Source organism: Pseudomonas syringae group sp. J309-1 (genome assembly GCF_032582135.1).
Lineage (GTDB): Bacteria > Pseudomonadota > Gammaproteobacteria > Pseudomonadales > Pseudomonadaceae > Aquipseudomonas > Aquipseudomonas quasicaspiana.
In genome coordinates this window covers 1-12,580 of sequence record NZ_JAWHNU010000027.1, presented here as the reverse complement: position 1 = coordinate 12,580, position 12,580 = coordinate 1, and the positions used below count along the sequence as shown (strand labels likewise).

Sequence of the window (12,580 nt, the reverse complement as noted above, 5' to 3'; positions counted from 1 at the left end):
ATACAGGCGGGGTTGTAGCAAATTTGTTTGCGGGGGGTTGCACCTCTTCCACGTCCCACCCAACAAGTTGGCTCCTACCGAGAGATATATCGCTCCAGAAGGCCTGAAGCCCCAATAAAACAAGGCCAAAAGTGGCAGGCTGGCACTTTGCTGTCTTTACTCCATGAGCGGCGGATTGGGCCGAACCTTGGGAGAAAACTAATGAGAATAATCCGGACAGCATTACCTCTGATTTTGGTTACCAGCGTTTTAACCGGTTGTGCGGGCCTGCAGAAGACTGACTGGCCACTCTGCGCATTGGGCGGCGGCGTGGCGGGTGCGGCGGCGGGAGCATTTCAGAGCGCAGCCGTATCAGCCGGTCTGGGGGGCGCAGTGGGTATTATGGCTGGCGCGTATTGCTGGGTTCATGGTGATGGCGACGATGACGGCGATGGCGTGAAAAACAGCGTCGACAAATGCCCGGACACACCAAAAGGTGTTGCCGTAGACGCGACCGGTTGCCCGTTGGCGCCGCCAGCTCCACCCGTAGTCGTTGAAGAGGTGGTGGTCATCAAGGAGGAGGTCATTGTCATCAATGACGTACTGTTCGAGTTCGACTCTGCGCGCCTGACCGCTGCCGACAAGTCGAAGCTTGATCTCATCTCTACCCGTCTGAAACGCGAAGCACCCAGCGCATAACTGCGTGTCAGCGGTCACACCGACAGTGTCGGCAGTGACACTTACAACCAGAAGCTCTCCCAGAAACGTGCCATGTCGGTGACTGACTACCTGGTAAGTACCGGGATTCCACGCAGTGCATTTGTTTCTGTTGAAGGTGACGGCGAAGCGCGCCCGGTTGCCGACAACTCGACTGCCAGTGGTCGCTCCCTGAACCGGCGTGTCGAGATCCAGATCAACCGTTAACGCAGCACCTCCAAGCACTGGCCCGGCATGCGTGCCGGGCCAGTGCCGATTCAGCCGATCCCCGTGTCAGATTAAATTTCGGTCGTGCGCTGGCATATTTCACCTCGCAGGCGTTTACTGTGCGCGCAGAATTTTCTCGCAACGATAAGCGTTTGCAGACATGACAATTACGGACAGGCTCTGGCAATGAAGGTGTTTTGGGGATTGGGGAAACTGTTGACCGCAGCGTTCTGGCTGGTGGTTTTGTTCAGTTTGATGGTGGCGCTGCCGACGCCGTTTGATCCTCTGATCAAGCTTGCGGGCGGCCTTCTGGCGCTGATTCATGTCGCTGAGCTGTTGCTGTTCAATGGCAGCTTGCGCGGACGTCCACGTCCCTGGCGCGACCGGCTGCGTATACTTCTGTTTGGCATCTTCCACATCAAGTCTCTCCCGAAAAAAGCCCAGGAGGCCGCTCATGCGTAAGCTTTGTTTGCTGGCTGCCTTTTGCAGCCCTTGGGCCATGGCTCAGACCATCACTGTCGAATCCCATTCACTGATGCGTCTGCCAAGCCAGACCAGCGTGTTGCAACTTGAGCGCCTGGAAGTGGCGGATTACGGCACCTTGCTGATTCCGTCCGGGCTGACTGAGGTGAAAGTCGATCAACTGGTGTTGGGCCACGAAGCGCGCATCGCCATCGTACCTAGCAGCCAGGCGCTCAATCTGGTGGTCCGCCAGGGTGAGCTGGGCACGGGCAGCCAGATTACTGCTCGCGGCGCACCGGGTACTTACGAAAAGCCTCCATTACCGGGTCGTAACCTGAACTTGCGCGTCGAGCATTTGCAGGGCGAAGAGCTGTTCGTCGATGCCCGGGGCGGTGCCGGTTCGCCGGGATATGTCGGCCTGGATGGCGCAAACGGTCAAGCGCCTGGTTGTGTGGTGGGCAGCGCTGGACGCGGTTACAACGGCGATAACGGCGGCAATGGCCACGACGGTGCAGCCGGTGCGCAGGTGCGTTTGGAATTGCCGCGGGACTTCCCTGTTGAGCGCATCAAGGTGGACGTTCAGGGCGGAGCCGGTGGTTTGGCCGGTGCCGGTGGCAAACCGGGTAAAGGTGGCGCATCCAAAGGTTGCTTCGTGTATCGGGCGGATGGCGGCAAGGCCGGACGCGCCGGTGACGCGGGTCAGCCGGGTGCGGCTGGACCTGCTGGTGCGTTGACGTTGCAGCGGTTGTAACGTCCCGCGCGACAACCGCCAGACCTTGTACCAACTACAACTATCTTATTTGGAATACTTCGTTACCCGTAGGAGCGCGCTTGCCCGCGATTGCGTCAGCACAGGCGATATATCCACCGACTGATCAGACCGAATCGCGGGCAAGCGCGCTCCTACAGACCGGAGTTTATTCAGAAGCCAGGCCGGGCCGCTGCAATCGCCACGACCGTCAGGCCGACCAACAGGTTGATCCCCACCAGCCGTCGAATCCGGCCCAGCGCCGCTGCACCTTCAGCCCATTGTTCGGCTTCAACCGCACGCCGCAGTTCGGGCAGTTGCAGTGACTGAATGCGGATGAACAGCGCGGTCATCACCACGTATAACCCCATCATTACCTGCACATAGCGCGGCGCGGTTTCGAAACTGACGAACTGCAGCTGGATCATGCCGACCCCGGTAATAGGCAAGACCACCACGACCGCCCACACCCAGACAAAAAATCGCGGAAACACTTCCAGCCACAATTTCAGGCGGGCCGGACCCTGTAATGCGCTGACGACCGCTGGTCGCAGGACCATCCAGGCGAAAAACATGCCGCCAACCCAGACCAGCGCGGCCAAAACATGCAGGGTGTAGACGAGGGAAAAGGGTGTCATCAGGTACTCCGTTCTGCGCGGATGGAATTTGCGGGGTATGATAGCCGCCTGCTGGAACTACTGAAGATATATCCAGCGTTTTACGCTTTAATTTTTACCGATGCCTGTAGCGCCCGAGCCAACAAAACCCATGATCAGCAACGAACTCAAATCCCAGATTCAGGGCGCCTACTCGCGTTTCCTCGAAGCCAAGAGCCTCAAGCCGCGCTATGGCCAGCGTTTGATGATCGCCGAGGTCGCCAAAGTATTGGGCGATATCGATACCGATGAAGAAGGCCGACGTACCAGCGACCCCGCGGTCGTGGCGGTGGAAGCGGGCACCGGTACTGGCAAGACTGTCGCGTATGCCATCGCGGCAATCCCCACCGCCAAGCTGGCGGGCAAGCGTCTGGTGATCGCCACCGCGACCGTCGCGCTGCAAGAGCAGATCGTCCACAAGGACCTGCCCGACCTGATGCGCAACAGCGGCCTGAACTTCACGTTCTCCCTGGCCAAGGGGCGTGGCCGCTACATGTGTCTGTCCAAGCTCGACATGTTGTTGCAGGAAGGCGACGCGACCAACGCCACTGCACAGCTTTTCGAAGAAGAAGGCTTCAAGATCGAGGTCGATGAGGCCAGTCAGAAACTGTTCACGAGCATGATCGAAAAGCTCGCCGGGAATAAATGGGACGGCGACAGGGACAGCTGGCCGCAGGCGCTGGAAGATCAGGATTGGGCGCGTCTGACCACTGATCACAGCCAGTGCACAAATCGCCATTGTCCGAACTTTCAACAATGCGCCTTCTATAAAGCTCGCGAAGGTATGGGAAAAGTCGACGTGATCGTGACGAACCACGACATGGTGCTGGCGGATCTGGCCTTGGGGGGCGGTGCGGTATTGCCCGATCCTCGTGACACTTTGTATGTGTTCGACGAAGGGCACCACTTGCCTGACAAAGCGATTGGCCATTTCGCACATTACACGCGGCTTCGTTCTACAGCGGACTGGCTGGAACAGACTGCCAAGAACCTCGCCAAGCTGCTGGCGCAAAATCCGCTGCCGGGCGATCTGGGCAAGTTGATCGAGCAGGTGCCGGAGCTGGCCCGGGAGATCAAGGCGCAGCAGCAATTCATGTTCAGCGCTTGCGAGCAACTGGCTGATTTCCGCGCCGGTGAGGACATGCAAGGGCGAGAGCGCCCGCGTCATCGGTTCATCGGTGGCGTGGTGCCGGAACACATTCGTGAAATGGGCATCGAGTTGAAGAAAGGCTTTGCCCGTCTTGATGACCTGTTCACCCGTCTGGCCGACCTGCTCAAGGAAGGCATGGATGGTGAAGTGAATATCGGCATTGCCAGCCATCAGGCCGAAGAATGGTATCCGCTGTTTGGTAGCCTGCTGGCCCGGGCCCATGGCAACTGGGAATTATGGACGGCCTTCACCGCTGAAGACCCGGAAGACAGCCCGCCCATGGCGCGCTGGCTGACCCTGGCCGACAGCGGTGCGTTGTTTGATATCGAAGTCAACGCCAGCCCGATCCTGGCGGCCGAGATGCTCCGTCGCAATCTGTGGAGCGTTGCTTATGGCGCGTTGGTGACCTCCGCGACGCTGACTGCCCTGGGCAAGTTCGACCGCTTCCGAATGCGTGCCGGTCTGCCCAAGGTGGCTGTGACGGCGGTCGTGCCCAGTCCGTTTCATCACGCCGACGCCGGGGTGTTGCGCGTGCCGGATCTGAAAGCCGACCCACGTGATTCTGTGGCGCACACCGCTGCGATCATTCGCGAGTTGCCGGGGCTGGTCGAAGGCTCGCGGGGCACCCTGGTGCTGTTCTCATCGCGTAAACAGATGCAGGACGTTTTCGATGGGCTGGAGCGCGACTGGCGCAAGCAGGTGTTCATCCAGGGCAACCTGTCCAAGCAGGAGACGCTCAACAAACACAAGGCCCGGGTCGATGGTGGTGACTCCAGCGTGCTGTTCGGGCTGGCAAGCTTCGCCGAAGGTGTCGATTTGCCGGGCGCGTATTGCGAGCACGTGGTGATTGCCAAGATTCCTTTTGCCGTGCCGGACGATCCTGTCGAGGCGGCTCTGGCCGAGTGGATCGAGGCGCGCGGCGGCAACCCGTTCATGGAAATTGCCGTGCCGGATGCTTCATTGCGGCTGGTGCAGGCTTGCGGTCGCTTGCTGCGTACCGAGGAGGACCGCGGAACCATCACGCTCCTGGATCGGCGAGTGGTAACCCAGCGTTACGGCAAGGCGATCCTGAATGCGCTGCCGCCGTTCAGGCGCGAAATTTCCTGATTCGAGTTTGCGGCGTCTGATACATCGCAATCGCTTTCAGATTGACCCCAATCCCTGTAGGAGCTCACCGAGGTTACGAGGCCAGAGATAGCGGTTTGCTTGATACTCCGTCATCGCTGGCCTCGTAACCTCGGTGAGCTCCTTGGGTCCAGAGTTGGCCTCTCGGCAGCGATGTATCCACCTACGTCTGTTCACAAACTCCTCAATCGCTGAAACAATGCACGCCACTTTTTTCATCAGCCAATCCGGGAGCCAGCGGGTGCAGATTCAGGGTCATTTCGAGCTTAAGTTCGAGGCAGTGCGCGAAGCGTTTGCGGCGCTCTTCGACGATACCCAGGAGCGTGGCGCAGCGCTGTGCATTCAAATTGGCGGTGAAACCGTCATTGACCTCTGGGCTGGCACGGCCGACAAGGACGGGGCCGAGGCCTGGCACACCGATACCATCGCCAACCTGTTTTCCTGCACCAAACCCTTCGCCGCCGTCACTGCCCTGCAACTGGTCGGTGAAGGCAAGCTAAAGCTCGACGAGCCTGTTTCCCGCCTGTGGCCTGAATTCGCAGAGGCAGGCAAGGGCGCAGTTACCCTGCGCCAATTGTTGTGTCATCAGGCCGGTCTTCCTGCTCTGCGCGAAATGCTCCCCGCTGAAGCACTTTATGACTGGACCACTATGACCGAAGCGCTGGCCGCAGAAGAGCCTTGGTGGACGCCCGGACAAGGCCATGGCTATGCCGCTATCACTTACGGTTGGCTGGTGGGCGAAGTGCTTCGTCGTGCGGACGGGCGCGGGCCCGGCGAGGCCATCGCTGCACGCATTTCTCGTCCGCTGGGGCTGGATATCCACGTCGGCCTGCCTGATGAAGAATTTCATCGCGTTGCGCACATCGCTCGCAGCAAAGGTAATGCAGGTGATGAGTCTGCCCAGCGCTTGCTGCAAACCACCATGCGCGAGCCCAACTCGATGACGGCGAGGGCGTTTACCAATCCTCCGTCGATCATGACCAGCACCAACAAGCCCGAGTGGCGGCGCATGCAGCAACCCGCTGCCAATGGGCACGGCAATGCCCGCAGTCTGGCCGGGTTCTACAACGGTCTGCTGGAGGGCAGCTTGCTGGAACCTGAGCTGCTCAACGAACTGACTCGCGAACACAGCCTAGGCCAGGACAAAACGCTGTTAACCCAGACCCGCTTTGGTCTGGGCTGCATGCTTGATCAGCCCGATGTGCCCAACGCTACCTACGGTCTGGGCCCGAAAGCATTCGGTCATCCTGGCGCTGGCGGGTCGATCGGCTTTGCTGACCCTGATCGCGACGTTGCATTCGGCTTCGTCACCAACACCCTCGGCCCCTATGTATTGATGGATCCGCGAGCACAGAATCTGGTGCGAGTGCTAGGTGAGTGTTTGCGCTAAGTTATCGTCATAAGTGATTGTTTAATACCGACTGTCAGTTAATACCCCCGAACAGGAACCGTGCGACGGTTTCCTTTTCCAACTGCCCGTTTATGCGTGTTATATGGGCACTGCCAAGTTCATTGTCTGTTTACTACTTTTTGTGGGTCATCCATGTCATCCAATAAAAGCCTCGCAATCGCCCTTTGCCTCGCCGTAACCGGCTGTGCGCAAACGCCAAAAAATGATTCCGCTGACGCTGGCAACAGCTGGTGGTCGTTCGGCTCTGACAAGGTTGCCGACGCAGCACCTGTCAAATCCCCGGAAAAAGCTCCTGCCGCTGCTGCTGCCAAGCCTGCTGCTCCAGTAGCCAAGGCCGAGAGCGGCACTCATTGGTACTGGCCGTTCGCATCCAGTGACAGTGCCGAGCCAAAAGCTGAAGTGGCTGCAGCACCCGCCGCCAAACCAGCGGACAAGAGCGTGCCGCCGCTGATTGCCAAGAGTGAAACCGATAGCAAGTGGTGGTGGCCGTTCGGCGGCGACAAGAAAGAAGAAGCCAAGGCAGTGCCCAAGGTTGATCCTAAAGTGACTCAGGCCTGGCTGGATGACTACGAGCCACGCCTGCGCCTGGCCATCAAGGACAGCCCGTTCGAACTTGAGCGTCGTGAAGATGTTCTGGTGATCACTGCCCCTGTAGACAGCTCGTTCAACCCTGATCGTCCGGCCATGTTGCTGCCAGTGACACTGGGCCCGATCACGCGTCTGGCCAAACTGGTTGAAGCTGATCCGAAAACCGCTGTTCTGGTATTGGGTCACGCGGACACCACCGGCGCAGCCCCGGCGAATCAGAAAATCAGCCAGGAACGCGCCCAGTCGGTTGCGGCTATTTTCCGCCTCAGTGGTCTGGAGCGTAATCGCCTGAGCCTGCGTGGCATGGGCGCCGTCATGCCCCGTGCAGCCAATGACAGCGCTGAAGGTCGCAAGCTGAACCGTCGTGTGGAAATCGTCATGACGCCGGAAAACACCATGCTCGCGCTGATGAGCAAATACGCCTTGCCGCCAGCGCCGACCATGGTTGCTGCTCAAGACGTCAAACCAGCGCCAGCCGTTGCTCCTGCGCCAGCCAAAGCAGCACCGGCCAAGAAAGCTGCTGCGAGCAAGCCTGCTGCCAAGAAAGCCGCTCCGGCGAAAAAGGCGACGCCCGCCAAGGCTGCTCCTGCCAAGGCCGCAGTGAAGAAGAAACCTGCGGCTACCGATCAGGCCAGCAACTAAAACACTCGCAGACTCGCGCCTGAATGCGCGAGTCTGCGACGTTGTTTTTCAATCAAGGAAAGACGTCATGACCCAGTCTCTGGCTGATATGCGCCGTGACTATGCCCGCGATGGTTTGACTGAAGCGCAGGCACCCGATGAGCCGTTCGCGCTTTTTCATCAATGGTTTGCCGAGGCGGTCAAAACCGAGCAGGCACCTGTTGAGGCCAATGCGATGACGCTGGCGACGGTTGATGATCAAGGCCGTCCACATTGCCGCATTCTCTTGCTCAAGGGCCTGGATGTTGAAGGCTTCACGTTCTTCACCAACTACGACAGCGCCAAAGGGCAGCAACTGGCAGCACGTCCGTTCGCGGCGATGACGTTCTTCTGGCCGACGCTGGAGCGTCAGGTACGGATTGAGGGGCAAGTGGTGAAAGTCACTCCCGAAGAGTCCGACGCCTATTTTCAGGTGCGTCCTTTGGGTAGCCGTCTTGGGGCCTGGGCTTCACCTCAAAGTCGGGTTATCGCCGATCGCGCCGAGCTTGAAGGGATGATTAAAGCCACCGAGCAACGCTTCATGGACATCCAGCCGCATTGCCCTGAGCACTGGGGTGGTTACCGTCTGCTGCCTGAGCGCATCGAGTTCTGGCAAGGCCGTCCAAGTCGTCTGCACGACCGTCTGAATTATCGCCTTGTGGACACACAGTGGACGCGCGAGCGTCTGGCTCCTTAGCCGCCTGTTAACCCATCGGTCTGTTTGAATTATTCGGCTGCCAACTCGTCCTAGAGTTACGGCAGCCGGTGCTGTATACCGCCTGAATGAAAATAAATTAACGAGGTGCGGCACGTGACAGCGCTCACAGCGCAGAGTCTAATGGCTGCATGTTCCTCTGGAGATACCTTTATGCGTAAGTCTGTTCTGCTGGTTGCCACGTTCACTGCTTTGGCCATGACCCTCACTGGCTGCATGTCGAACCTGACTGGCGACTCTTATTCCCGTGACGAAGCGCGGACAGTGCAGACCGTTCGCCTGGGCACCATCGAATCTCTGCGTCCGGTCAAGATCGAAGGCAGCAAGACGCCAATCGGCGCGGGTGCTGGCGCGGTCGTCGGTGGCGTCGGCGGCAGTGCCATCGGTGGTGGCCGTGGCAGCATCGTCATGGCCGTTATCGGTGCGGTAGCGGGTGGCTTGCTGGGTTCTGCCACTGAAGAAGGTCTGACCCGTACCCAGGGCGTTGAAATCACTGTGCGTGAAGACGATGGCTCTATGCGTGCTTACGTGCAGCAAGTTCAGGAAAACGAGATTTTCCGGGTGGGCGAGCGCGTTCGCATCATGACCGTCAACGGTACCAGCCGCGTCTCTCATTGAGTGACTGCACCGTTTCAGTAGCGTCTTGAAACATAAAAACCCGATCCTGGTGATCGGGTTTTTTGTGGGTGATCGTTGGTGACTTTGGCATCACGCTGTTTCCTGTGTCGCGCAGCAAATGCTTTCCCTGTAGGAGCTGCCGAAGGCTGCGATGCATTCATCCTGACATACCGCTATCGCAGCCTTCGGCAGCTCCTACAAAAGATTAATTTCAATTCAACGGACTGGATTTTTCCGACTGCTGACTGCCATGACGGCATAACCGATAAAGGCCGCGAGTATCGAACCGGTCAGAATCCCCATGCGATCCACGCCCGCGTATTCGCTACTGCCTGGCACATACGCCAGCGAGCCGACGAACAGGCTCATGGTGAAACCAATCCCGCAGAGAATCGAGACACCCAGCACCTGACCCCAGTTGGCTCCGCCGGGGAGTTTGGCGATACCGATCCTGATCGCAAGCCAGGTGAGACCAAACACGCCAACAGTCTTGCCCAGCAGTAAGCCAGCTGCGATGCCCATTGGCACATGATGGGTGAAGCTTTCCAGTGTCACGCCACTCAGGGAGACGCCAGCGTTGGCAAAGGCGAATAGCGGCAGAATGCCGTAAGCGACCCAAGGATGCAGCGCGTGTTCCAGGGTCAGCAGTGGTGATGAGTCGTGGTCAACTGTGCGCAAAGGAATACAGAACGCCAACACCACGCCCGCGAGCGTCGCATGCACACCGCTTTTGAGTACGCAGACCCAGAGCAGCAGACCGATCAGCAGATAAGGGCCCAGCTTACGTACGCCTAACCTGTTCATCGCAATCAACGCCGCGATCGAAGAGCCCGCCAGGATCAGCGACAGGTTCGACAGTTCGCCTGAATAGAACAGCGCGATGACGATGATCGCGCCGAGGTCATCGATGATCGCCAGCGTCATCAGAAACAGCTTGAGCGACACCGGGACTCGCTTGCCCAGCAACGCCAGCACGCCCAGCGCGAAAGCAATGTCGGTGGCCATAGGAATCGCCCAGCCATTCATCGCCGCCGTATCACCTTTGTTCAGCGCCCAGAACACCAGCGCCGGAATCACCATACCGCCAATGGCCGCCGTGCCCGGAAGAATGATCTGCGAGGGGCGTGAAAGATGGCCCTCCAGAACTTCCCGTTTAACCTCCAGGCCAATCAGCAGAAAGAACAGCGCCATCATCCCATCGTTGATCCACAGCAATAGTGGCTTGGCGATTTTTACAGCGCCGATCTGCGCCACAACGGGGGTGTCGAGGAACGCGTTGTACATCCACGACAGCGGCGAGTTATTGATGAGCAGCGCCAACGCAGCGGCGGCGATCAATAACAGACCACCCGCCGCTTCAAGCTGGAAAAAACGAGTGACAGTAATACGCAGAGGCAAGGTTTGCGCTCCCATCCAACAAAAAGGAGCGACACCCTAACCCGGACTTCCCGTCGTTAAAACAAAAGTTATATTCGTTTTTGTTCTAAGCGGAATGACCGGTTTAGAGTGTTTCCAAGTCTGTCAGTTAGTGCGTTTTTAGTAGTAGGAAGATTCTTTTTATGGTGTGGGAATCTTCTGAAATCTCACTTCGATCAGGCTTCGATACCCAACATGCTTCTTGCTAAAGCCTCAGCGATTCGGATGCCATCAACCCCGGCTGACAAGATGCCCCCGGCGTAACCCGCACCTTCACCGGCCGGAAACAGGCCTTTGACGTTCAGGCTTTGCATGCTTTCGTTTCGGGTGATACGCAATGGCGCAGAAGTACGGGTTTCGATCCCGGTCAGTACGGCGTCATGCAGGGCAAAACCTTTGATCTGCTTATCGAACGCTGGCAGTGCTTCACGAATGGCTTCGATGGCATAAGCGGGCAGGGCGTCTGCCAGATCCACCAGCTTGACGCCCGGCTTGTAGGATGGCTCTACGCTACCGAGTGCCTGCGATGTTTTGCCTGCAATGAAATCACCAACCAACTGCGCAGGCGCTTCATAAGTACTTCCGCCCAGCACATAGGCGTGGGATTCAAGACGCTCTTGCAGTTCGATGCCCGCCAGTGGGCTGCCCGGATAATCTTCGGGGGTAATACCGACCACGATGCCTGAGTTGGCATTGCGTTCGTTACGTGAGTACTGGCTCATGCCGTTGGTGACGACGCGATTGGGTTCTGACGTCGCGGCCACCACCGTACCGCCCGGGCACATGCAGAAGCTGTACACCGAACGACCGTTTTTAGCGTGGTGAACCAGCTTGTAATCGGCCGCCCCCAGTTTTGGATGCCCGGCGTACTTGCCCAGGCGAGCGCGGTCGATCAGCGATTGTGGGTGTTCAATGCGGAAGCCCACGGAAAACGGCTTGGCTTCCATGTAAACGCCACGGCTGTGGAGCATCCTGAATGTGTCACGAGCGCTGTGCCCCAAGGCCATGATCACGTGCCGGGAGTCGATACGCTCGCCACCATCGAGCACCACACCTTGCAGTTGGCCGTTGTCGATCAGCACGTCGGTCACGCGTTGCTCGAAGCGCACTTCACCGCCCAGCGCTTCGATCTGGTGACGCATGTTTTCCACGACGCCAGTCAGTCGGAATGTACCGATGTGGGGTTTGCTGACGTAGAGAATTTCCTCAGGTGCGCCAGCTTTGACGAACTCGTGCAGGACCTTGCGACCGTGAAATTTCGGGTCTTTGATCTGGCTGTACAGCTTACCGTCGGAGAAGGTCCCGGCGCCGCCTTCGCCAAACTGCACGTTGGACTCGGGGTTCAGCACGTTCTTGCGCCACAGGCCCCAGGTGTCTTTGGTGCGCTGACGGACTTCCTTGCCGCGCTCAAGGATGATCGGTTTGAAGCCCATCTGTGCCAGCAGCAGCCCCGCGAAAATCCCGCAGGGGCCGAAGCCGACGACCACTGGGCGTTCGGTCAGTCCTTCTGGCGCATGGCCAACGACTTTATAGCTGACGTCTGGCGCGGGGTTGAGATGACGATCATCTGCATGACGCAACAGCAGGGCGGCTTCATCACGCACTTCGAAATCGATGGTGTAGATGAAGCACAGCTCGGAAGACTTTTTGCGCGCATCGTAGCTGCGCTTGAACAGGGTGAATTCCAGCAGTTCATCGCTGGCGATGCCCAAGCGCTGCAGGAGGGCGGGACGCAGGTCTTCGTCCGGGTGGTCGATCGGCAGCTTGAGTTCGGTGATTCGTAACATGAAAAAATCCAGTTTCCGGGCCGCAGGATCAGCCCGACAGCGCTACAAGAACCGGGGATTATAAGACACATTGGGGGGAGGCGGGGTTGTCTTAAGTTCGTAGCGAACCTATTGTGAACCAGCATCGGTACCTACACATCTTCATATCGTGATTCTTGCGTACATATCCGTTACCGCGGTCATTGCTGCTATTGGTTGCGCTCTTACAGCGCCTCACTTTTGATAGAGCGCAAAAGTAAGCAAAACGCTCTTGCCCCACCACTTGGCACCTCGCTGTCGCTCGGTGTACCCGCCCGCAGATCCTGAACCGTGGGCCGCCGCAATGGGCCATCCATGGCCCG

At 58.5% G+C, this 12,580-nt stretch carries 10 protein-coding genes and 1 pseudogene; 8 read left to right on the top strand and 3 right to left on the bottom strand.

Annotated elements, in window-relative coordinates:
- Positions 1-201: 201 nt before the first annotated feature.
- The 3 genes and pseudogenes from RX972_RS15765 to RX972_RS15755 all read left to right on the top strand — a co-directional run bounded on the left by RX972_RS15765 (position 202) and on the right by RX972_RS15755 (position 2,116).
- Positions 202-903: pseudogene (locus RX972_RS15765) on the top strand (OmpA family protein).
- Between the two features lie 186 nt (positions 904-1,089).
- Positions 1,090-1,365: a DUF1145 domain-containing protein gene (locus RX972_RS15760; protein ID WP_027902718.1), complete on the top strand. Its 276-nt coding sequence runs from the start codon at positions 1,090-1,092 to the stop codon at positions 1,363-1,365.
- Positions 1,358-2,116: a hypothetical protein gene (locus RX972_RS15755; RefSeq protein ID WP_027902719.1), complete on the top strand. Its 759-nt coding sequence runs from the start codon at positions 1,358-1,360 to the stop codon at positions 2,114-2,116. Before RX972_RS15760 ends, RX972_RS15755 begins: the two co-directional genes overlap by 8 nt.
- Positions 2,117-2,286: 170 nt before the next feature.
- On the opposite strand, the gene RX972_RS15750 is transcribed toward RX972_RS15755, so the two are convergent.
- Positions 2,287-2,751, bottom strand: a complete 465-nt coding sequence (locus RX972_RS15750) for a CopD family protein (protein WP_122806145.1) — start codon at positions 2,749-2,751, stop codon at positions 2,287-2,289.
- 130 nt (positions 2,752-2,881) lie between these two features.
- On the opposite strand from RX972_RS15750, the gene dinG reads away from it, so the two are divergent.
- From dinG to RX972_RS15725, 5 genes are all read left to right on the top strand, one after another.
- Positions 2,882-5,026: an ATP-dependent DNA helicase DinG gene (gene dinG, locus RX972_RS15745; RefSeq protein WP_316876760.1), complete on the top strand. Its 2,145-nt coding sequence runs from the start codon at positions 2,882-2,884 to the stop codon at positions 5,024-5,026.
- Positions 5,027-5,285: 259 nt separating this feature from the next.
- Positions 5,286-6,434 carry a serine hydrolase domain-containing protein gene (locus tag RX972_RS15740; RefSeq protein WP_316876829.1) on the top strand — a complete coding sequence of 383 codons (1,149 nt, stop codon included), beginning with the start codon at positions 5,286-5,288 and terminating at the stop codon, positions 6,432-6,434.
- Between the two features lie 153 nt (positions 6,435-6,587).
- Positions 6,588-7,685 carry an OmpA family protein gene (locus RX972_RS15735; protein WP_316876758.1) on the top strand — a complete coding sequence of 366 codons (1,098 nt, stop codon included), beginning with the start codon at positions 6,588-6,590 and terminating at the stop codon, positions 7,683-7,685.
- Positions 7,686-7,752: 67 nt separating this feature from the next.
- Positions 7,753-8,400 carry a pyridoxamine 5'-phosphate oxidase gene (gene pdxH, locus RX972_RS15730; protein WP_316876756.1) on the top strand — a complete coding sequence of 216 codons (648 nt, stop codon included), beginning with the start codon at positions 7,753-7,755 and terminating at the stop codon, positions 8,398-8,400.
- A 171-nt stretch (positions 8,401-8,571) separates the two neighbouring features.
- Positions 8,572-9,036: a glycine zipper 2TM domain-containing protein gene (locus RX972_RS15725; protein WP_027900841.1), complete on the top strand. Its 465-nt coding sequence runs from the start codon at positions 8,572-8,574 to the stop codon at positions 9,034-9,036.
- Between the two features lie 216 nt (positions 9,037-9,252).
- On the opposite strand, the gene nhaA is transcribed toward RX972_RS15725, so the two are convergent.
- Both nhaA and RX972_RS15715 read right to left on the bottom strand, forming a co-directional pair.
- A complete protein-coding gene (nhaA, locus tag RX972_RS15720) occupies positions 9,253-10,434 on the bottom strand; it encodes a Na+/H+ antiporter NhaA (RefSeq protein ID WP_255886608.1) in 1,182 nt (393 codons plus the stop codon).
- Between the two features lie 194 nt (positions 10,435-10,628).
- Positions 10,629-12,239, bottom strand: coding sequence for an NAD(P)/FAD-dependent oxidoreductase (locus tag RX972_RS15715; protein ID WP_027900843.1), 1,611 nt, complete (start codon positions 12,237-12,239; stop codon positions 10,629-10,631).
- Positions 12,240-12,580 lie beyond the last annotated feature (341 nt).

Bases quoted from the DNA above. Each gene is read 5' to 3' on its own strand.
- RX972_RS15760 (WP_027902718.1), top strand. From the start codon at position 1,090: ATGAAGGTGTTTTGGGGATTGGGGAAACTGTTGACCGCAGCGTTCTGG.
- RX972_RS15755 (WP_027902719.1), top strand. From the start codon at position 1,358: ATGCGTAAGCTTTGTTTGCTGGCTGCCTTTTGCAGCCCTTGGGCCATG.
- RX972_RS15750 (WP_122806145.1), bottom strand. From the start codon at position 2,751: ATGACACCCTTTTCCCTCGTCTACACCCTGCATGTTTTGGCCGCGCTG.
- dinG (WP_316876760.1), top strand. From the start codon at position 2,882: ATGATCAGCAACGAACTCAAATCCCAGATTCAGGGCGCCTACTCGCGT.
- RX972_RS15735 (WP_316876758.1), top strand. From the start codon at position 6,588: ATGTCATCCAATAAAAGCCTCGCAATCGCCCTTTGCCTCGCCGTAACC.
- pdxH (WP_316876756.1), top strand. From the start codon at position 7,753: ATGACCCAGTCTCTGGCTGATATGCGCCGTGACTATGCCCGCGATGGT.
- RX972_RS15725 (WP_027900841.1), top strand. From the start codon at position 8,572: ATGCGTAAGTCTGTTCTGCTGGTTGCCACGTTCACTGCTTTGGCCATG.
- RX972_RS15715 (WP_027900843.1), bottom strand. From the start codon at position 12,239: ATGTTACGAATCACCGAACTCAAGCTGCCGATCGACCACCCGGACGAA.